The organism is Sphingobacterium composti (genome assembly GCF_009829075.1).
Lineage (GTDB): Bacteria > Bacteroidota > Bacteroidia > Sphingobacteriales > Sphingobacteriaceae > Sphingobacterium > Sphingobacterium composti.
The window spans coordinates 70284-90645 of record NZ_WUQZ01000006.1 but is presented as its reverse complement, the minus strand read 5'-3'; the positions used below and the strand labels follow the sequence as shown (position 1 = coordinate 90645).

At 34.1% G+C, this 20362-nt stretch carries 19 protein-coding genes; 12 read left to right on the top strand and 7 right to left on the bottom strand.

Going from position 1 to position 20362, the window contains the following annotated elements; genetic code table 11:
- Positions 1 to 5: 5 nt before the first annotated feature.
- On the bottom strand, positions 6 to 902 hold the full coding sequence (gene hemF / locus GOQ17_RS06100) for an oxygen-dependent coproporphyrinogen oxidase (protein WP_159636453.1): 897 nt from the start codon (positions 900 to 902) through the stop codon (positions 6 to 8).
- 2 nt (positions 903 to 904) lie between these two features.
- Positions 905 to 1915, bottom strand: a complete 1011-nt coding sequence (locus tag GOQ17_RS06095; protein WP_159636294.1) for an NAD(P)H-dependent glycerol-3-phosphate dehydrogenase — start codon at positions 1913 to 1915, stop codon at positions 905 to 907.
- A 119-nt stretch (positions 1916 to 2034) separates the two neighbouring features.
- On the opposite strand from GOQ17_RS06095, the gene GOQ17_RS06090 reads away from it, so the two are divergent.
- Positions 2035 to 2628 (top strand): sugar O-acetyltransferase, encoded by a 594-nt coding sequence (locus GOQ17_RS06090; protein WP_159636292.1) that lies wholly within the window; start codon positions 2035 to 2037, stop codon positions 2626 to 2628.
- Positions 2629 to 2915: 287 nt separating this feature from the next.
- Here the strand turns inward: GOQ17_RS06090 and GOQ17_RS06085 are convergent, their stop codons facing one another.
- Positions 2916 to 3575, bottom strand: coding sequence for a hypothetical protein (locus GOQ17_RS06085; protein WP_159636290.1), 660 nt, complete (start codon positions 3573 to 3575; stop codon positions 2916 to 2918).
- A gap of 73 nt (positions 3576 to 3648) precedes the next feature.
- Positions 3649 to 4257: a WbqC family protein gene (locus GOQ17_RS06080; protein ID WP_159636288.1), complete on the bottom strand. Its 609-nt coding sequence runs from the start codon at positions 4255 to 4257 to the stop codon at positions 3649 to 3651.
- A gap of 81 nt (positions 4258 to 4338) precedes the next feature.
- Here GOQ17_RS06080 and GOQ17_RS06075 point away from each other — a divergent pair, with 81 nt between their 5' ends.
- The 7 genes from GOQ17_RS06075 (at position 4339) to GOQ17_RS06045 (ending at position 12592) form a co-directional block, all read left to right on the top strand.
- The gene (locus tag GOQ17_RS06075; protein ID WP_159636286.1) at positions 4339 to 5211 is read left to right on the top strand and encodes a lysophospholipid acyltransferase family protein; all 873 of its coding nucleotides are present in this window, start codon (positions 4339 to 4341) and stop codon (positions 5209 to 5211) included.
- Positions 5208 to 6233, top strand: coding sequence for a glycosyltransferase family 2 protein (locus GOQ17_RS06070; RefSeq protein WP_159636284.1), 1026 nt, complete (start codon positions 5208 to 5210; stop codon positions 6231 to 6233). Before GOQ17_RS06075 ends, GOQ17_RS06070 begins: the two co-directional genes overlap by 4 nt.
- A gap of 117 nt (positions 6234 to 6350) precedes the next feature.
- The gene (gene ligA / locus GOQ17_RS06065; RefSeq protein ID WP_159636282.1) at positions 6351 to 8372 is read left to right on the top strand and encodes an NAD-dependent DNA ligase LigA; all 2022 of its coding nucleotides are present in this window, start codon (positions 6351 to 6353) and stop codon (positions 8370 to 8372) included.
- A 26-nt stretch (positions 8373 to 8398) separates the two neighbouring features.
- Positions 8399 to 9280 carry a 4-hydroxy-tetrahydrodipicolinate synthase gene (gene dapA, locus GOQ17_RS06060; RefSeq protein ID WP_159636280.1) on the top strand — a complete coding sequence of 294 codons (882 nt, stop codon included), beginning with the start codon at positions 8399 to 8401 and terminating at the stop codon, positions 9278 to 9280.
- Positions 9281 to 9430: 150 nt separating this feature from the next.
- Positions 9431 to 9835 carry a hypothetical protein gene (locus GOQ17_RS06055; protein WP_201288557.1) on the top strand — a complete coding sequence of 135 codons (405 nt, stop codon included), beginning with the start codon at positions 9431 to 9433 and terminating at the stop codon, positions 9833 to 9835.
- A gap of 130 nt (positions 9836 to 9965) precedes the next feature.
- Positions 9966 to 11153, top strand: coding sequence for a type IX secretion system plug protein (locus GOQ17_RS06050; RefSeq protein WP_236537079.1), 1188 nt, complete (start codon positions 9966 to 9968; stop codon positions 11151 to 11153).
- 8 nt (positions 11154 to 11161) lie between these two features.
- Positions 11162 to 12592 carry an amino acid permease gene (locus tag GOQ17_RS06045; protein ID WP_159636278.1) on the top strand — a complete coding sequence of 477 codons (1431 nt, stop codon included), beginning with the start codon at positions 11162 to 11164 and terminating at the stop codon, positions 12590 to 12592.
- A 172-nt stretch (positions 12593 to 12764) separates the two neighbouring features.
- Here GOQ17_RS06045 and GOQ17_RS06040 read toward each other — a convergent pair whose 3' ends face one another.
- The 3 genes from GOQ17_RS06040 to GOQ17_RS06030 are packed head-to-tail and all read right to left on the bottom strand — an operon-like array spanning position 12765 to position 16273.
- Positions 12765 to 12965 (bottom strand): DUF6965 family protein, encoded by a 201-nt coding sequence (locus GOQ17_RS06040; RefSeq protein WP_159636277.1) that lies wholly within the window; start codon positions 12963 to 12965, stop codon positions 12765 to 12767.
- 18 nt (positions 12966 to 12983) lie between these two features.
- Positions 12984 to 15365, bottom strand: a complete 2382-nt coding sequence (locus GOQ17_RS06035; RefSeq protein ID WP_159636276.1) for an endonuclease MutS2 — start codon at positions 15363 to 15365, stop codon at positions 12984 to 12986.
- The gene (locus tag GOQ17_RS06030; protein WP_159636275.1) at positions 15362 to 16273 is read right to left on the bottom strand and encodes a DUF4296 domain-containing protein; all 912 of its coding nucleotides are present in this window, start codon (positions 16271 to 16273) and stop codon (positions 15362 to 15364) included. Before GOQ17_RS06030 ends, GOQ17_RS06035 begins: the two co-directional genes overlap by 4 nt.
- Positions 16274 to 16364: 91 nt before the next feature.
- Between GOQ17_RS06030 and GOQ17_RS06025 the strand changes: the two genes are divergently transcribed.
- The 4 genes from GOQ17_RS06025 to GOQ17_RS06010 are packed head-to-tail and all read left to right on the top strand — an operon-like array spanning position 16365 to position 20354.
- Positions 16365 to 17054 carry a YggS family pyridoxal phosphate-dependent enzyme gene (locus tag GOQ17_RS06025; protein WP_159636274.1) on the top strand — a complete coding sequence of 230 codons (690 nt, stop codon included), beginning with the start codon at positions 16365 to 16367 and terminating at the stop codon, positions 17052 to 17054.
- A gap of 24 nt (positions 17055 to 17078) precedes the next feature.
- Complete coding sequence (locus GOQ17_RS06020) at positions 17079 to 17891, top strand: RsiV family protein (RefSeq protein ID WP_159636273.1); 813 nt, start codon at positions 17079 to 17081, stop codon at positions 17889 to 17891.
- Positions 17892 to 17911: 20 nt separating this feature from the next.
- On the top strand, positions 17912 to 19180 hold the full coding sequence (locus GOQ17_RS06015) for an aspartate kinase (RefSeq protein ID WP_159636272.1): 1269 nt from the start codon (positions 17912 to 17914) through the stop codon (positions 19178 to 19180).
- Positions 19173 to 20354, top strand: a complete 1182-nt coding sequence (locus GOQ17_RS06010; protein ID WP_159636271.1) for a THUMP-like domain-containing protein — start codon at positions 19173 to 19175, stop codon at positions 20352 to 20354. Before GOQ17_RS06015 ends, GOQ17_RS06010 begins: the two co-directional genes overlap by 8 nt.
- Positions 20355 to 20362 lie beyond the last annotated feature (8 nt).

Sequence of the window (20362 nt, the reverse complement as noted above, 5' to 3'; positions counted from 1 at the left end):
GATAATTATACCCAATTGATGTTTTTCTTCAATAAGTCTAGCGTTCTTTGCTCTTCTGAACCTGGCTCCGCTTTAAAGTCATAAAACCAGTTGGCTTGGGCTGGTAAGCTCATCAAAATAGATTCAATACGTCCATTCGTTTCTAATCCAAATTTAGTACCTGAATCATACACTAAATTGAATTCTACATAGCGACCACGTCTTAAAAGCTGCCAATCTTTTTCGCGTTGTGAATAAGACTGATTACGATGTCTGTTGACTAGTTCTATATATGTTGGTGTAAAAGTTCTTCCTAAATCGCAGGAAAAATTGAAGATTTCTTCATAACTCAAACCTGTTTTCTCAGGAGTTAATTTATCATAGAATACCCCACCTATACCGCGAGTTTCATTTCGATGTTTTATGAAAAAATAGTTATCTGCCCAAGTTTTAAATTCTGAATAAAAAGTATTTTTATGCTTATCACAAACATTTTTCAATTGTTGATGAAAGAATTTAGCATCTTCATCTACCACATAATGCGGTGTTAAATCAATGCCCCCCCCAAACCAGCGAATCTGCTCATTCAATTCAAAGTAACGAATGTTCATATGAATGATGGGCACATGCGGATTATTCGGATGAATCACAATCGAAACTCCTGTAGCAAAGAATTCATCTTCATCCACCCCAAAAGCCTTTTTGATTGGCTCTGGTAATTTTCCATGTACAGCAGAGAAATTTACCCCACCTTTTTCTAAAATATTACCATTCTGAATTATTCGAGTTCTTCCTCCTCCTCCACCTTCTCGTTCCCAAATTTCTTCCTCAAACTTAGCACTACCGTCCAACACTTCTAGCGCCTGTGTAATTTCGTCTTGAATTTTTTGATATGCCTCTGCTATATATTCTTTTGTCATAATGTTTAAGACAATTTCTGAGCTAAAATATTTACTTCTTTTAATGCTGAACTATTATTATATAATATCTGGTACACCATATTACATATTGGCATATCCAGTTGATATTTTGCAATTATACCCTGAATACAATTGGAAGCATAGTAACCCTCTGCCACCATATTCATTTCTAATTGCGCGGATTTCACACTATATCCCTTGCCAATCATATTGCCAAATGTACGATTTCGGCTAAATTGCGAATATGCCGTTACCAAAAGGTCTCCTAGATAAGCTGATGCATTTATGTCTCTTGTTGAAGGATTAATAGATTCTACAAAATATTCCATCTCACGAATCGCATTGGAAACTAATACAGCTTGAAAATTATCTCCAAATCCTAATCCATGACAAATACCTCCGGCTAATGCGTATATATTTTTTAAGACAGCGCCATATTCAATACCCAATATATCATTTGAAATAATGGTATTGATATACCTGCTTTTAAAGTAAGAAGCTACTAATTCTGCCTTCTGAGAATCATTGCATCCAAAAGTCAAATATGATAGCTTCTCTTGTGAAACTTCTTCTGCGTGACAAGGACCTCCTATTACTATGATGTTTTCCAAAGGCACGCCATATGAAGTAATTAGGTATTCGCCAATAATCTGATTCTCATCCGGAATAATTCCTTTAATAGCAGATATTATAATTTTATCTTTGAAATCCTCAGCCGTAAGGTATTGTAATGCTCCTTTCAAATAAGCTGCTGGAGTATTCAATACTATTATATCGCTATTATCAAAAACATATTTCACATCAGCAGATATATGTTCATATGGAATTTTTATTTCTACTGCGGTCAAATAACTAGGATTATGCTTATAAGATTCGATATACGCAATATCCTCTTCCTTTCTAACCCACCAGAATATTAACTTTTCGGATATATTGTCTGTCAACATTTTAATCATAGCTGTTGCCCAGCTACCACTCCCAATGACGCCAATCCGATTTGAAGCCTTTATATACATATTTTAATGATTGTCCAAAGATACTTAATTAAATTGTATAGACCATTTCTGCCATTATTTAATGGAATAAAAATGACTTTAACTATCTTAATAATATATTTACATACAAAACCCTTGCCATGACAGAAAAAGAAAAAATGATAATAGGTTTGCCTTACATGGCATCCGATAGAGTATTGCAGAAAGCAAGATTAGTTGCACAACGAGCTTGCTTTCGATATAATCAAATTGACCCAAAACATCATAAAGAACGTAAAGCATTAATAAGAGGATTGTTTAATTCTACTGAGGCATTATTTTGTGTAGAACAACCATTTTATTGTGATTATGGATTTAATATTACTATTGGTAATAATTTTTTTTCGAATTACCATTTAACAATATTAGACTGTGCACCTGTCACAATTGGCGAAAATGTAATGTTCGGTCCTAATGTAGCTATCTATACGGCAGGCCATCCAATTCATTACGAAACCCGAAATACAGGTCTAGAGTACGCACTTCCAGTGAACATTGGTAATAACGTTTGGATTGGAGGGAATACTGTTATTAATCCCAATGTCAACATCGGTGAGAATTCTATAATAGGTTCAGGATCTGTGGTTACCAAAGATATTCCGCCAAACGTAATTGCGGTGGGTAATCCTTGTAAAGTATTGCGTGAGATTACAGAAGACGATAAGCGGTATTATTATAAAAACAGATTAATATAAAAAAACCCTATGCGGGAGCATAGGGTTTACCAAACCAATTATTAACCTAAATATGAAATTATTGAAAATTTTATATTCAATATAATGTAAGCAAAACATATGCCAAATATTGTGATATTTGAAATTAAATTCTAATAATAAAGAAATCCCTAAAGCGGAGAACTTTAGGGATTACCAAACCAATTATTAACCTAAATATGAAATTATGAATATTAATTTCTACTCCTAAAACGTGGATATTTTAGCTTTAGTATTTATTAATTCTATTTTAACACTTTTTAACAATTCTAAGGGTTTGTTGACGGCGCTATAATTTCAACAACTTTATCACTAAGTCTAGTAATGTCTGATTTCAATCCAAATAAAATAGTCAATGTGTGAAACGGTCGATTCTGAATTCGCGTAAAATGCCCCATATACCCTACTTCACCACCTAAAAAGAAACTTTTAAATTTATAATCCGCTCCAAATCCCATTTTTGCTCCTACTGCAAAGGATCGTTTGTAATCAATTTTTATTGTGGATTCAATTTGTTGTGCGCGTGGTTCATTTACTAATCCAAAACTAGGTCCAGCATACACATACGTATTCAATCTTCTCATTTGTTTGCGCGTCCCCCCTGCCAGACTCAACATATATATACTTGAGTTCCCATTTTCAATTATATGGTTATACTTATTATCCTCAAGTTTTTGATTATAAGCAAAATTGAATGTGTACAATGCGGGATACAAGTAATATTTTGGATTTTTTAGCGAAATATCCAAACCCATACTTCCGGAGAATAATTTTGGTGAGAGAACTTCTTTCGTTTTACCAATCGGTAAAGCTAATCCTGTACCTGCGAAATAGTAAACTTTTCGGTAATGAATAGTATCAGCACCTTGTTGCGCAAAGCATATTGGCCCTACAATTATAAAGACAAGTAATGTGAAATATTTGAACATAAAGTACTCTTAGGTCATATTGTTATATAACAATAAAAAATCCTAAAAGTTTTTCATTAGGCATAAGAGACTTCTATAAATAATTTTTACTTTGAGGACCTTGATTAAATATCAAATCTATAATACTCACATCGGGCATAAATCCAGTTTTATCTTCAAAAACTTGATAATATGGTTTTGGATTTGGATACACAGACTCTTTCTTAGGATGAATTAAATTTCTGTAATCCAAACCTTCATATGTTTTAGCAAAACTTGACGTAAAATCAATTGTACGCTTAATTTTTAAACATTTAAGCACTAATTCTAGTTGAGCGACATTGAAATCAAATAATTGATCAAATTGAGTTTCATAAAATTCTTTGAAATCATCCTCGTAATATTCAAAATACGCAGAGCTACGGTATGCTGTCTGAATACTCAACCAATGTAAACGTTGCCACTCATGATCATAATTAATTTTAACGTCTTTCATAGGCATATGCATTTTGCGCCCATGATCAATAGGAATTACCAAATTCAAAGTCCCATTTGCTGTCGCAATACTTGTTCTATTGCGATATGTTTGCTTTGGGAAATGCTCATATTTGTCCAGTACGATATTTCCTTCATTTCGCATAATCACATGAAAATAAGAAACAGGAGGAAGGTAACAAGCTGGTAAAATGATTGAATTTGACATATTTAAACTTACTTTTTAAAATTTACCGCAAAAATAAGTTAATTTGGGGATATTTGTAGCATCCAAAATCAAGGTATATTAATGAGCAAAGGCATTCTCCAATTTATTTTCCGTAGTATCTCAATACTTCCATTCAGTATATTGTATATTATTTCGGATGTGCTTTTCGTTCTTATCTACTATGTTATTGGGTATAGAAAAAAGGTGGTATTTAAAAATTTGCGCAATTCTTTCCCTGAAATATCAGAGAAAGAAATTGAAGGTATTGCAAAGAGATTTTACAAATATTTTCCTGATTTAATAGTTGAAGCCATAAAGATGGCTTCAATCACACAACAAGAAGTAATTGAGCGAATTGAATTACTAAATACCGACGAGATTGAAAGACATTTTCTCAACGGAAAAGGTATTATCTGCGTCACCTCCCACTACAGTAATTGGGAATGGGGTATTCATCGTCTGTCATTTATGACTGACTATCCGAGATTAGTTATTTATAAGCCGTTAAACAATAAAGATTTCGACCAAGTGTATAATGGAATTAGGACCCGATTTGGAGCAACAATGGTGCCTATGAAACAAATATTGAGGCATATCGTAAAGCTTAGAAATAGTCCATATTTTAGTGTTTTTGTAGCAGATCAAACTCCAGTATACCAAGAATCTGACTATTTTCTTAATTTTCTAAATCAAGAAACATTAGTGTATACAGGTCCTGAGAGAATTGCTAAAATGACGAATAACCCTGTTGTTTTTTGCGAAATTATTCCAAAAGATAAGAGAGGTTTTTATTACGCTAAATTTACTACCTTGGTAGAAAATCCTTCTGCATACGAACCATATGAAATAACACAAATTCATAATAAATATACAGAAGAATTAATACGTAAAAAGCCTGAATATTGGCTTTGGACGCATAATCGATGGAAGAGAAAGCGAAGAAATAAAGCATGACAAATTACCCTAAAGTATCTGTTGTAATATTGAATTGGAATGGTAAATATTTTTTAGAAAAATTTTTGCCTTCAGTATATAACAGTACCTATCCTAATATTGAATTCGTCATTGGAGACAATGCTTCGACAGATGACTCATTGGCGTTTGTAAAAGAAATATATCCACAAATCCGTGTTATACAAAATGATAAAAATTATGGATTCGCTGGAGGATATAATAAAGTATTAGAACAGGTGGATGCTGATTATTACATTTTATTAAATTCGGATGTAGAAGTTACAGATAATTGGATTGAGCCAGTGATAGAAATGATGCATAGAGAAAATTATGTTGCTGCTCAACCAAAAATACGTGCATATCACAAGAAAACGCATTTCGAGCATGCTGGAGCAGCTGGGGGATATATGGATTATTTGGGATATCCTTTCTGTCGAGGACGAATACTTCATGTTACCGAAGAAGATAAAGGTCAATATGACGATGAACATGAAATATTTTGGGCGACTGGAGCTGCTTTATTCATTAAATCATCCGCATGGAGAGAAGCGAAGGGATTTGACGCTGATTTTTTTGCGCATATGGAAGAAATTGATTTATGTTGGCGATTAAAAAAAATGGGCTATAAAATCGGGTATTGTCCAGCGAGTACGGTTTATCATGTAGGTGGTGGAACGTTGAACACCAGCAACCCAAAAAAGACATATCTCAACTTTAGAAATAACCTTTTTATGTTGCAAAAAAACCTTTCATTTGGTAATGCTTTTGCAATCATTTTTGTGCGCCTATGGCTCGATCTATTGGCTCTTATTCATTTTTTAATTCAAGGAAAACCTAAAGATGCTTGGGCAATTAGTAGAGCACATCAAGATTTTTTCCTCAATATTTTCAAAAATTCCAAAAAACGTAGAAAATATTCAACTCCAGAAAATAAAAAAGGGATATTTCGAAAATCCATTATTTGGGATTTTTATATGAATAAAATTCAAAAATTTACTGACTTGTCAGCAAATAATTTTTAACCCTACTCAATTCATAGAACATCTATATTTTAACACTATTCTCGTGGGAGTTATAGTTCCTAAAATATTGGTTTCTAAATTATTTTAAGCATTTAAATTTTATTAATTTCGTCGCGTATGTCACAAGATATTCAAGCAAGAATCGAAAAATTAACAGCCGAATTAAACGAATACAATTACCAATATTACGTATTGGCAAACTCTGTAATTTCGGATTTTGACTTTGACATCAAACTCAAAGAACTTGAAAAATTAGAATCTGAATACCCACAATATAGAGATCCCAACTCTCCTACATTGAAAGTTGGAGGTGATATCACTAGCAAGTTCAAAACTGTTAAACACCGTTGGCCAATGCTCTCTCTGAGCAATACGTACAACGAGCAGGAATTGCGTGATTTTGATAATCGAGTGCAAAAAGCGATCGGTCATTCAGTTGAGTATGTTTGTGAATTAAAGTTTGATGGCTTATCGATTTCTCTGACATATGAAAATGGCAAATTAGTACAAGGGATTACCCGTGGTGATGGTGTTCAGGGCGATGATGTGACACAAAATGTAAAGACAATCCGCAAAATTCCTCACCAACTTAGAAAAGGAGATTATCCTGATCTTTTCGAAATACGTGGTGAAATATTCATGCACAAATCAGCCTTCTTACGTTTGAATCAAGAACGTGAAGAAAATGGTGAGCAAACCTACGCTAATCCGAGAAACTTTGCATCTGGGACTATAAAATTACAAGATTCTTCGGAGGTCGCTAAAAGACCTTTAGACTGTTTCTTGTATTTCTTGTATTTGGAGAATAGAAATAAACTTTTCTCGACACATTGGGAAAGTTTGGAGAAAGTCAAGGATTGGGGATTCCCCGTTTCAGAACACAGCAAATTGTGTACAAATATTGATGAAGTATTAGACTTTGTACATGCATGGGATACTAAGCGTCATGAATTGTCTTACGATATAGATGGTATTGTAATCAAAGTTAACGATTACTCCTACCAAGAAGAATTGGGATTCACAGCTAAATCTCCACGATGGGCAACATCATTCAAATTCAAAGCTGAACGCGTCGAGACTACTTTAGAAAGTGTTAGTTATCAAGTGGGGCGTACCGGTGCAGTAACTCCGGTTGCGAATCTGAAACCTGTTTTGTTAGCAGGAACTACCGTAAAAAGAGCTTCCTTGCACAATGCTAATGAAATTGTGCGTCTAGACCTACATGAAGGCGATACCGTGTACGTAGAGAAAGGTGGTGAAATCATTCCAAAAATTATCGCTGCAAATCCAGAAAAAAGACTTGCGAACGCGACACCTATAATTTACCCTACTCACTGTCCGGAATGTGGAACAGAATTAGTCAGACAAGAAGGTGAAGCTGTGCACTATTGTCCTAACGAAAATGGTTGTAAGCCTCAAATCGTAGGTAAGATCCAGCACTTCATCGGGCGCAAGATGATGGACATTATGGGATTAGGTGACGAGACGATAGAGACGCTTTACCGCATGAATCTGGTGAGACATATTTCGGATTTATATTCTTTAGCAGAAAGACGAGACCAATTAGTAAATATTGAGCGTTTCGGTAAAAAGTCGATTGATAATATGTTGACAGGTATCGAAGAATCTAAATCAAAACCTTTCGAAAAAGTACTTTTTGCATTAGGTATACGTCATGTTGGTGAAACCGTTGCAAAGAAATTGGCTTTTCATTTTAAATCATTGGACAATATTAAAGCTGCAAGTATTGAACAAATCGCATCTGTACAAGATATCGGCATCCGTATAGCTGAGAGTTTGTATTCATACCTGCAACATGGAGATAACCTAGATGAATTAAATAAACTGCAGCAACATGGCTTGCAATTTCAAATTGAAGAAAAGGAAGTGGTGTTAGCTGGAGAAGGCTTAGTGGGAAAGACATTTCTAATTTCTGGAGTTTTCGCAGAGTATTCGCGTGAACAATTAACCGAATTAATAGAGTCACATGGGGGCAAAATGCTTAGTAGCATTTCAGCTAAACTAAATTATTTGGTCGCAGGGGATAAAATGGGGCCTTCAAAATTAGCAAAGGCAGAAAAATTAAATGTTCCTATTATTTCAGAAAAGGAACTGTTAGACATGATTAATCAAGAATAACTTATATAATAAATTTAAAAATCAAAATGACTGAGATTCAAGGAGCAGGTGTAGCATTGGTTACACCATTTAATGCAGATGGAAGTGTAGATTTTGAAACTTTAGGAAAATTAATTGAGTTTCAAATCCAAGAGGGAATGGATTATTTAGTTTCGTTAGGGACTACAGGTGAGACAGCGACATTAAGCTCTGAGGAGAAGAAGAAGATTTGGAAATTTACTAAGGATAAAGTTAATGGTAGAATTCCCCTAGTTGCAGGCATCGGCGGAAATCATACACAGGAAATTGTAGAGGCTATAAAAAACTTTGATACAGAAGGTTATTGCGCTATACTTTCAGTATCACCTTACTACAACAAACCAACGCAAGAAGGAATATACCAGCATTACAAAGCAATCGCAGAAGTATCAAAACTACCAGTTATATTATACAATGTACCAGGTCGTACTGGTTCGAATATGACAGCAGAAACAACATTGCGTTTGGCTAAAGAATTCAAAAATATCGTAGCTATCAAAGAAGCATCAGGCAATTTTGCTCAATTCTCTGAAATTTTAAGAGACAAACCAGAAGATTTCTTATTGATCTCAGGTGATGACCCTGCGACGTTGCCGATGATGGCTTTGGGTGCTGTGGGAATTATTTCAGTAGTAGGTAATGCTTATCCAAAATATGTATCAACTTTAGCACATTTATGTGCTAAAGGCAATTATGCAGAAGCTAGAAGTATTCATAATAAACTGTTGCACATTACAGATTTGTGTTTTGTGGAAGGTAATCCATGCGGTGTGAAATACATTTTACAGGAGCTTGGTTTCGGAAAAGATTATGTAAGATTACCATTAATTCCAGTTAGTTTGAAAACTCAACAAAAAATTAAAGAAGAATTACCTAAATTAGCAAAATAATATTCAGGTAAATGTAAATAATGGAGGGCTCCGTCATTTTGATGGAGCTTTTCTTTTGGGAGCAATCTACAATATTTAGATTTTTATTACACACGTGCAGCGAAGTATTAAAACAATATCATATATTTATAATCATCAAATTAATTTGATATGGCTGATTCGTTAAACACACAAAAGAAAAGTTCTAAGGTGAAATCATTTTTAGGCTGGCTTATATTAGTCGCATTTTTAGTTGTCGGAGGTATTGTATACTGGAAATATTATTTTGTTTTTGGAGAAGGTGTAAAATCAGGTTATCTGAATTACGCCGTAAAAAAAGGCAATTTATTCAAGACTTACGAAGGAAAACTAATTCAAGAAGGTTTTGGAGGTGGTCGATCAGGCATCGTAACGAGCAATGAATTTGTGTTTTCGGTAGAAAATGATTCTATCTATCATATCTTAGAAAGTAATAGTGGTAAATTCTTCGATCTACATTATAAAGAATACAAAGGTGCTTTGCCTTGGCGTGGAAATACAGTATATATCGTTGATCGTATAGTTCAAATGAAGTAAACTATTCATTTAAATGATTAAATATAAATCATTTATATTATTCCTAATAATACTTTTTTTTCAATTTTTTGGTTTTTCGCAAACAAAGCAAACCAAAATACAACAATCTCGTACCCCTAAAAGTACACTTGTGTATGAAAATTGGGTGTATAATTCCAACATACAAAGTGTACAAGTAATTCGTGCCGATCAAGAAAATTCTTTTCCCATACTAGATCTTAACTTAAATGATGTATTAACAATTTCGTTCGATGATTTAAGAGCTGATGTACGTTCAATTTATTTTAGTGTAGAATATTGCAATGCCGACTGGACTCCAAACCGTGTACCAATAATGGATTATTTATCGGGATATCAGGAAGATAGAATAGTTGCCATCGAGCAGTCTCAAAATACAATAATCTCCTATACGCATTACACTTTTTCGTTTCCGAATGAAAACATGCAGCCTAAGATTTCGGGTAATTATCTATTGAAAGTGTACGAAGATTCGGATAAGGAAAAATTACTTTTCAGCAGAAGAATTTATGTGATGAAAAAAGAAACTGATGTTACGGTTAACATTATTCCTTCATTTTTCCCTGAGAAAAGAACACAGCATCAAAAATTAGATATAATTATTAACTCGGTTCAGAAAATTAGCAATCCAACGATGAATTTACAATTACATGTATTTCAAAACCAGCGTCAGGACAATACTAAAATTCTCAAAACACCAAATCAAATTTCAAGTAATAAAATTTCATACACTGATTCTAAAACGCTAGATTTTAAAAGTAATAATGAGTTCAGAACAGTAGATTTACGAAGTATAAGAAGTACATCATCATCGGTAAATCATATCAATCGCGACACTTTTATTAATGCATATTTACATTTTGATGAAAGAATTACAGGTAATAAATACATTTATCAAGTAGATGAAAACGGTGGCTTTTTCATTCGAAATCTTGATTTTGAAAATTCAAACTTACAAAGTGAGTATGTCTACGTACATTTTTCATTAAAAGATTCTGCAAATATTAAAAGAGATATTTACCTTGTAGGAGGTTTTAATAATTTTAGTATTTCAACAGCAAACAAGTTAACCTACGATACATTATCTCAATCCTGGACAACGACTCAATTGCTAAAGCAAGGACTATATGATTACGAATATATTACATTAGAGAATCAAAAGTTGAGTACTGATTATTATTCAGGCTCTTATTTTGAGACAGAAAATGAATATCAAGTACTTGTATATTACCGAAAACCAGGTACATATTGGGATGAAATAATCAGCTTTAAAAACATCAATACAACAACGAAACAATAACATTTACAGTGGAGGAAAACAAAGAAAAAGAACTTAAAAGAGGTTTGAGCAATAGACATATTCAGCTTATTGCTATAGGTGGAGCTGTGGGAACAGGTTTATTCTTAGGAATTGGAAAAGCTGCTATTTTAGCTGGCCCGTCTGTTATATTGGGGTATGCTATAGCGGGGATTTTCGCCTTTTTCATTTTGAGACAACTGGGTGAAATGGTCGTAGACGAACCTGTATCCGGAAGTTTCTCCTATTTTGCGAATAAATATTGGGGTCCATTTGCAGGTTTTGCTTCGGGTTGGAATTATTGGATACTCTATATCCTAGTAAGTATGGCGGAACTTACAGCAATCGGTGTCTACGTACAATTTTGGTGGCCTGAGATACCATTATGGGCATCCAGCCTCTTCTTCTTTGTGGTAATTAATGCATTGAATCTTACATCAGTTAAGGTTTATGGTGAAACAGAATTTTGGTTTTCTATAATCAAAGTAACTGCAATTATAGCTATGATTATCTTTGGGGCTTATCTTCTGATCTCAGGAGCTGAGGGTGAGCACGCTACAGTCCGAAATTTGGTTAATGATGGAGGTTTCTTCCCAAAAGGATGGTTTGAACAAAATTCCGATGGTTCATTTCAAGGTCTCTTAGCTGCTTTAGTGATTATTATGTTTTCATTTGGAGGGTTAGAATTAGTAGGCATAACAGCTGCTGAGGCTGAAAATCCAGAGAAAAATATTCCAAAAGCGACCAATCAAGTTTTGATTCGTATATTGATTTTCTACGTAGGCGCTTTATTTATATTATTTTCATTGATGCCATGGAGATCTATTACAGCAAACACAAGTCCTTTCGTAGAAGTATTTGACATATTGAATGACAAGCATTTTACCGTATTTGGAAAGACTTATGATTTCATGAGTTTCATTGCTAATGTACTTAACGTAATTGTCCTAACAGCAGCTCTTTCAGTATATAACAGTTGCGTATATAGCAATTCCCGCATGCTTTATGGCTTGGCAGAACAAGGAAATGCGCCTAAATTTTTGAAAAAATTAAATAAAAACCACGCTCCTATTTCTGCATTAATGGTTTCAGCAGTTTTGGTGGGTATTTGTATTATTATCAATAAAATAATGCCCGAAGAAGCACTTGGTATTTTGATGTCTTTAGTTGTTTCTTCACTAGTTATTAATTGGATTATGATTTGTTGGACACATTTATACTTCAAAAAGCAGAAAAGCAAAGCCAATGAAAAGACTAAATTTCCAAGTCTATTCTATCCTATAAGCAATTACCTTACGTTGATATTTTTGTTTGGCGTATTGGGGTTAATGTGGCTGACAGACTTAAAGATATCTGTAGAATTAATACCCGTATGGATAATCCTGCTATACATAAGTTATAGACTCGTGAAAGCGAATAAAGACAAGAAAAAAATGTTATAAAAGCCAAATAGCTCGGAAAATTCCGAGCTATTTTTCTATTGAATGTTTGTATACCAATGTAATAGCTTTTTATTTTCGGCTTATGAAACAGTCAAGGTGAATAATATCTTTAACCTTTTGTAAATGAAAAAAATAAAGCACTAATTTTATAAGGCTTTAGAAATGCTTACTACTAGTTACTTATCGCCTCTTTAAACTTCATTAAGCGGACATAGGCAGGACACTTTGTTATATCTCGCTGCCATTGTTCCAGTTCAATAAATTGTATTTTGAGAAACAATGGTACATCGACCACAATTTGATCTTCACTAATCTGCACTTTTTCAGAGAAAGTTTTCCCTAATAATTCTTTTTTTAATTCTTCTATATTCACTTCCTTCTTCCTCTTGAATTAACCAATATAAGCATATGTAATACCATCTCCTCCTCTATCTGCGTGTTCATCTTCAAAACGGGAAACATGATTATATTTACGCAAATAATCCCTAATAAACTTTCGTAAAATACCATCACCCTTACCATGAATAATTTTCAATGTAGGGTAACCTATCATCACAGCTCTATCTAATACCAATTCAATTTTTTGCAACGCATCTTCTGTACGCATTCCGCGCACATCTATTTCGGGATAAAAATCAGCTGCAGACTCAGTAGAAACAGAAGTTTGGCGTTTGATAGCTTTTGATTTTTCCTTGCTACGTAATTTTGTAACACGATTCTTTTTAACAACCGTACGGAGTTCACCTAAAGCGATAATTAAACTGTTGCTTTTAGTAATCTCTAATATTTCACCTTCAGAATTGGAATCTTCTATACGCACCCAATCTCCCACTTCAAGCTCTGTAGTTACACTAGTATTAGACACAGACGGTTTTTTTATATCCTTTTGCAAAGTAGAGTTGTGTTGATCTAAACTTTTATTCAGTTTCGAACGAATTTCTTTGGTTTTATCTTTATCAGCCCTTACAGATCTGATTTCTGAAATTGTGTTTTCGATAAGTTTATTTGCATCCTTCAGGATTAGTTTAGCTTCTTCTTTTGCTTTACGAATAATTTCTTTTTTGTTAGCCTCTATGTCTGAATTTAAATTCTCGTATTTAGCTTTGAGCTCAGCAAGCTCACGCTCACGTTTACTAATAGCATATTTAGTGTCAACAATTTCTTTTTTGTCACGCTCGAGGTCAACTAACAACGTATCAACCTTTTTTTGTTGAATCCCAATTTTTTGCTTAGCAGATTCTAAAATATCGTTTGCAAGTCCTATTTTTTGTGCTATTTCGAAAGCATACGAACTACCCGGTTTGCCAATCTGTAAAATATACAACGGTTGCATCTTTTGATTATCAAATAGCATAGATGCATTTTCCAAACCTTTTGTATGACTCGCAAATAATTTTAAGTTTGAATAGTGCGTGGTAATTACACCGCGAACCTGCTTTTTATTTAATTGCTCCAAGACTGCTTCCGCAATAGGACCACCAAATTGGGGGTCAGTTCCCGTTCCAAATTCATCTATCAGGACCAATGTACGTGCATTCGCAAAAGTAGTGAAGTGTTTCATCTTGGAAAGATGAGCCGAATAGGTACTCAAGTCACTTTCAATAGACTGATCATCGCCGATATCTGCAAAAATCTGCTTGAATATCCCAACTGACGAACTTTCGTCAGCAGGAATCAATAGTCCAGATTGCACCATAATCTGCAATAAACCAACCGTTTTCATACAAACAGATTTGCCACCCGCATTAGGTCCAGAAACCAAGATAACACGATCTATAGCATCTATTTTGATATTCAAAGGAACCACTTGATTCTTTTCACGTAGTGAATTCAAATACAATATTGGGTGACGCGCTTGAATCAAATTAATGCTTGCTTCTTTATCCAACAAAGGCATATTCGCTTGCAAATCAATAGCAAACAAAGCTTTTGCTCGTACAAAATCTAACTTGGTGATTAAACCATGGTAAGAAAGCAAAAGTGGTACATGAGGACGTATCTCGGAAGTCAATTCTGTTAAAATACGAATTACCTCTCTCCTTCTGTCAAACTCCAAGTCTCGCACGCGATTATTTAAGTGAAAGACTTCTTCTGGCTCTATATAAGCAGTTTGTCCTGTAGCTGACTCATCATGTATCAAACCTTTTAGCTTTCTTTTATTCTCTGCCAAAATAGGAATACATAATCGTCCATCTCGTATGGTAAGATTGCCATCTGCCGTCCAACCACTTGCTTGCGCTTGCCTGTAAACGATATCAAGACGTTTACGTGCTTCTTGTTCAGACTTCGCTATTTCATGCGTGATAGCTTCAAGTAAGCGAGAAGCATTATTTTTTAATTTACCGCGTTCATCTAACACACGTTCAATAGAACGAATAATAGATTTCTCAATTGGTAAATGCTCAAATAATAACTCCAAATGCGCATATTGACCTTCCCTATCATTGAAATAGCGAATTATATTGAATACAGTACGCAATGCCAAAAGCATGCGATATAATTCATCTTCTACCAGAAAAGCCCCTTCCAACTTAGCTTTTTCAGCCAAAGGTTTTATAGGATAAATATGATCCACAGGAAGTGGCTCATCATGCGTCAGTAATTGTTTAAATTCGTGTGTTTGACGCAAGAACCGATCAATTTGATCGGTTTTGATTTGCGGTTGAATTTTTTCTACCATTAATCGACCTGCCTCACTCAAACACTTCTCTTTTATTAATTCCCGAATCTCTGAGAATCCTAACTTATCTATGGCATTTTGTGGATATATCATTGCGGTAACGCTCGATTTACAGGTTTGACCATTCTATCACTTCGTAGCATTTCTCTTCGCTGTCGCAGTTGATCTGTATTGGGGCCTTCACCTTGTAAGGTTGATACCGAATCAATTGGAGCCTCCATCGGTTGTAATTCCGTAGGCAATACTTCTACGAGAGCACTATCTCGCATTGCGGGGCGTGATGGTGCTGACTCAGCGAATTTCCCTAATGGGTGATATATTTTTAAAGTATTGATAAAAGTATTACTTAGAACTTTGTATTGCTGCTTTTCTATCTCTTTTTGTGCTGTGGTATCAACATAAATAAACGGAGATTTATACTTTCGCATATAATTTGCCAAACTATCTTTATGTAGCATAATTAAATTTGGCGTAGGAGATAGATTTAAATAATTACTAATAAACTCTACATTTGAATTATTAATAGCTCTTCTGTTAAATTCATAATAATTTTTATAGCCTGTATCACTTGCATTGTAATACCTCAAGTTCTCCCTTCTACTGTATACTCGTTGCCAATAATTAATTCTATTCATAGAATCCTGTTGTCTAGCATTTCTTACAGAATCTTCCACATGAAAATCACGCTCCAATTTGCTCAAATTATTATTTACTACTGTATAAATCTTATCTGTCAAATTTGGATTCCCAAAATAAAAGTCTAAATTTTTGACAAAAGTTGCCGAATCTAATTTATACTTTTGAAAAATCTTGTCGTAGAGCACAGGCATAACACGTTTAGCACTATCTGATGGCAACGAATTCAAATATCCATCAAGTAAAGAAACCTCTGTAAGTACTTCAGTAATTTTACTTTCTGATACTACACCACTCGGTTTTGACTTCGCACAAGATAGAATCAAAAAAAACGATATAAATATGCTGTATAATAACCTTTGCATTGCTTAAATTTGTACAAAAATACGAAATGATACTCTTCTATTGGGTACATCTTGTAAAATAATAATTTATCTTCTTAAATAGTTTTTTATAATGAGCATTACGGCAAATATTGAGGAAATACATAATGAGTTAAAACCTTTGGGAGTAACTCTAGTGGCAATATCTAAGACAAAACCAATAGAAGATATACAAGAAGCTTATGATGCTGGGCAACGTATTTTTGGCGAAAACCTTGTCCAAGAAATGGTAGATAAATATGAAAAGCTACCTAAGGATATTGAATGGCACTTGGTAGGTCATTTGCAGACAAATAAAGTAAAGTATATTGCTGCTTTCATTTCTATGATTGAATCCGTAGACTCTATCAAATTACTGAAAGAAATAAACAAACACGCTCTAAAAAACAATCGTATTATTGATTGTTTATTGCAAGTTCATATTGCAGATGAGGATACTAAATTTGGTTTAGATCATGTCGAGCTAATCGAATTGTTAGAAAGCCAAGAATTTACTGAATTAGAAAACATCCGTATTCGTGGATTGATGGGCATTGCGACAAATACAGACAATGAGAAATTTATAAAAGAGGAATTTTATGAATTGAAAGTGTTGTTTGATGGTATTAAGGTAAGTTATTTCCGTAAAGAAGAATCCTTTGATACTTTATCAATGGGCATGTCTTCTGATTACAAAATTGCTATCGAACAAGGTAGTAATATGATCCGTTTGGGAAGCACTTTATTTGGCAAAAGAGTAATTAAGCATTTTAAAGCAAAATAGTAGGTTACTAAACCTAACAGCTATATGGTCAAAATTTTATCCATTTTCATTCTTTTATCTTTTGGCTCTTGTGTTCAACAAACTAAAGATACCATTGGAGAAGGTTATCATGCCGGCTTATCGTCTGATACATTGATATATTCTTATAAAACGTATAAAGATATCAGTTCATATTTAGTAGAAAATGACGACAATATAGATACTGCATATTATCAAATATCGTATCCTCATTTTGAAGATACAGTTCTAAACAAAATCATTCATCCGTATATCTTAGTGGATGGAGATGAGTCGGCAGAGCTAGCTGCACAATCTTTTATTTGGGGATTTAATGAATTCGTAGAGGAAAGTAGCACACGGAATATTAATTTCCCTTGGTATAAAAATGTGAAGAGTGAAGTTTGGACCATTACACCCTTGTTTATGACATTGTCTACTGCAGTAGATGAGTATACTGGAGGCGCACACGGCAATCATTACACTATTATTTCTAATATTGATATTCAGAATAAAAAGAAAATTGAAATAAAAGACATTGTAGAAAAGGAAAAAATCACTGATCTGACAAAAATTGCGGAATCACATTTTAGAAAAAATGAAAATTTAGCAGATTCTGTTTCATTAGCGAAGAATTTCTTTTTTGAAAATGGTACTTTTGCGATTAACGATAATTTTGGACTAACCAAAAATAGTTTAATCATATATTTTAATGAATACGAAATTAGACCTTATGCAGAAGGACCTACACTTCTAGAAATACCCTATTCGGATATTGAGAAAATATTGAATCCGAATGGGAAGAAGTATATCAACAGCATAAAGCAGTCTTTGAATTAACCTTATTACGAAAATTATACATGCAAGTATTTAAGTTTGGTGGTGCTTCTGTAAAGAATGCTGAAAACATAAAAAACGTAACTTCTATCATATCCACATATAATTCTTCGGAATTATTAGTTGTAGTTTCCGCAGTCAATAAGACCACGAACAAACTCGAGCAACTTATCAATGCATTTTTTCATCAGAATGGTGATTATTTCGGTTACTTGAATGAAATAAAAGATGAGCATAATCAAATACTGCAAGATTTATTTGAAGATACGAACCATCCCATATTTAATGAGTTAGCCAACTCATTTGTCGAAGTGGAATGGATATTGGAAGAGGAACCTCAAGACTCATACGATTATTTATACGACCAAATAGTTTCATTAGGGGAATTACTTTCTTCTAAAATCATTGCCTCCTACCTTCAGCATATAGGAATGAAAGCGAAATGGACTGATGCACGAGATTACATTCAAACAGATAATACGCATCGTGAAGGAAAAGTCAATTGGCAATTGACAGAAGATAAAATTCGTCGTGACTTACCTGAAATTTTGGATGAACACATCGTCATCACACAAGGTTTTATCGGTTCTACATCAGAGAATTTTACAACTACGCTTGGACGTGAAGGATCGGATTATTCGGCTGCTATTTTTGCTTCTTGCTTGAATGCAGAGGATATTACGATATGGAAGGATGTTCCTGGTGTACTAAATGCCGACCCTAAATGGTTTGCGGAGACAGAATTAATTCCAGAATTATCGTATACTGACGCGATTGAACTTACGTATTACGGAGCAACAGTCATTCACCCAAAGACTATTAAACCACTACAAAATAAGAAGATAACACTAAATGTACGTTCATTCATTAATCCCGAAAAAACAGGAACAGTGATCCGTACAACAAATCAAACTTTACCCGTTCCATCTTTTATATTTAAGGTAGATCAGGTTTTTATTAATATCCAACCGCGCGACTTTTCGTTTATCGTAGAAGACAATTTATCGCATATTTTTAATCTCTTGCACGAACACCGTATTAAGATCAATATGATGCACAATAGTGCGATTAGTTTTGCTATTAGTGTAGATAATACCGGTTCAAATATTGATGCGTTGCTAGAAGATTTAGAAAAAAGATTCAAAGTTTCAGTAGAAAAAGGTTTGGAATTGATTACTATTCGTTACTATAATCAACAAACAATTAATCGAGTATTAGTAAATAAAGAAATAATTCGCGAACTTAAGGATCAATATACTTGCCAGATATTGGTTAAAGATTTGAATGAATAGAAATATATTAAATAAAGAGGTTCAGGAATTTATAAAAGCTATCAGACAGTTGGAACCATCTGCTGTTGCTTTTAAGAAAAGTCCGTTCCCAGAAGTTTCTTCATCCGAATTAGCCGCGCAAATAGATGGCTGGCAACGTGCTTGTAAAAAGCTTCCAACTTGGGCTTTTTCTTCAAACATCTACTATCCGGATAAAATCAATTTGGAACAATGTTCCTCTGAACATACGGCGCTTGTAAAGCAATCGTTAATCCAAAATGGAAGCAAAGTCGTTGACGTAACGGGTGGATTTAGTGTAGATAGTTGCTATATCGCGCAGGAAGCAGAAATCGTCGTACATTGCGAGCTAAACGAAAAACTATCACACATTGTAAAGCATAATGCAGAACAATTGGGCGTGCGAAATTTAGTGCCTCTGCATACCGATGGTGTTAAATTTGTAGAAGATCAAGAAGATGATTCTATTGATTACATTTACATCGACCCCTCTCGTCGTGTTAATCATGCAAAAGTATTCCTTCTAGAAGACTGCGAACCGAATATCGTGGAGTTGCAGGATATGTTTTTCCGCAAATCGCGATACATTTTGTGTAAACTTTCTCCTTTAATGGATATCAATTCAGCTTTGCAAAAGTTGAAACACGTCAAATTACTTTACGTTATTAGTTTAGATGGCGATTGTAAAGAATTATTATTCTTGCAAGATCGAAACTATGATGGCGAAACCAAGATAACGGCGATTCGTCTGTTTTCTAACGAACTTCAAAATGTTTCCTTCACTTTAGAAGAAGAGAAAACAGCTTTAGTTAAGACTTCAGAACCTCTAAAATACTTGTACGATCCTGATGTAGCGGTCACAAAAGCTGGTGCCTTCAAAAGTATAGCCAAAGAATTTGGTTTATTCAAATTGCACACCCACACGCATTTGTATACTTCAAATACTATAGAAAATGACTTTTTGGGACGAATTTTCGAAATTCAAAATGTCTATTCATTAGGAGAATTCAAAAAATCAAATACGATTACCAAAGCTAATGTTGCTGCAAAAAATTTCCCTATTAAGGTAGATGACATTCGCAAGAAATTCAAAATCAAAGATGGCGGAAATGATTTTCTTTACTTTGTGACCGACTACGCAGAGAACCACATTGTCATACATTGCTCAAAAATTTAATTAAGACA

Excerpts from the sequence above, each read along its gene's own strand:
- GOQ17_RS06095 (WP_159636294.1), bottom strand. The coding sequence starts at position 1,915 with ATGTATATAAAGGCTTCAAATCGGATTGGCGTCATTGGGAGTGGTAGC.
- GOQ17_RS06090 (WP_159636292.1), top strand. The coding sequence starts at position 2,035 with ATGACAGAAAAAGAAAAAATGATAATAGGTTTGCCTTACATGGCATCC.
- GOQ17_RS06085 (WP_159636290.1), bottom strand. The coding sequence starts at position 3,575 with ATGTTCAAATATTTCACATTACTTGTCTTTATAATTGTAGGGCCAATA.
- GOQ17_RS06080 (WP_159636288.1), bottom strand. The coding sequence starts at position 4,257 with ATGTCAAATTCAATCATTTTACCAGCTTGTTACCTTCCTCCTGTTTCT.
- GOQ17_RS06075 (WP_159636286.1), top strand. The coding sequence starts at position 4,339 with ATGAGCAAAGGCATTCTCCAATTTATTTTCCGTAGTATCTCAATACTT.
- GOQ17_RS06070 (WP_159636284.1), top strand. The coding sequence starts at position 5,208 with ATGACAAATTACCCTAAAGTATCTGTTGTAATATTGAATTGGAATGGT.
- ligA (WP_159636282.1), top strand. The coding sequence starts at position 6,351 with ATGTCACAAGATATTCAAGCAAGAATCGAAAAATTAACAGCCGAATTA.
- dapA (WP_159636280.1), top strand. The coding sequence starts at position 8,399 with ATGACTGAGATTCAAGGAGCAGGTGTAGCATTGGTTACACCATTTAAT.
- GOQ17_RS06055 (WP_201288557.1), top strand. The coding sequence starts at position 9,431 with ATGGCTGATTCGTTAAACACACAAAAGAAAAGTTCTAAGGTGAAATCA.
- GOQ17_RS06035 (WP_159636276.1), bottom strand. The coding sequence starts at position 15,365 with ATGATATATCCACAAAATGCCATAGATAAGTTAGGATTCTCAGAGATT.
- GOQ17_RS06030 (WP_159636275.1), bottom strand. The coding sequence starts at position 16,273 with ATGCAAAGGTTATTATACAGCATATTTATATCGTTTTTTTTGATTCTA.
- GOQ17_RS06025 (WP_159636274.1), top strand. The coding sequence starts at position 16,365 with ATGAGCATTACGGCAAATATTGAGGAAATACATAATGAGTTAAAACCT.
- GOQ17_RS06020 (WP_159636273.1), top strand. The coding sequence starts at position 17,079 with ATGGTCAAAATTTTATCCATTTTCATTCTTTTATCTTTTGGCTCTTGT.
- GOQ17_RS06015 (WP_159636272.1), top strand. The coding sequence starts at position 17,912 with ATGCAAGTATTTAAGTTTGGTGGTGCTTCTGTAAAGAATGCTGAAAAC.
- GOQ17_RS06010 (WP_159636271.1), top strand. The coding sequence starts at position 19,173 with ATGAATAGAAATATATTAAATAAAGAGGTTCAGGAATTTATAAAAGCT.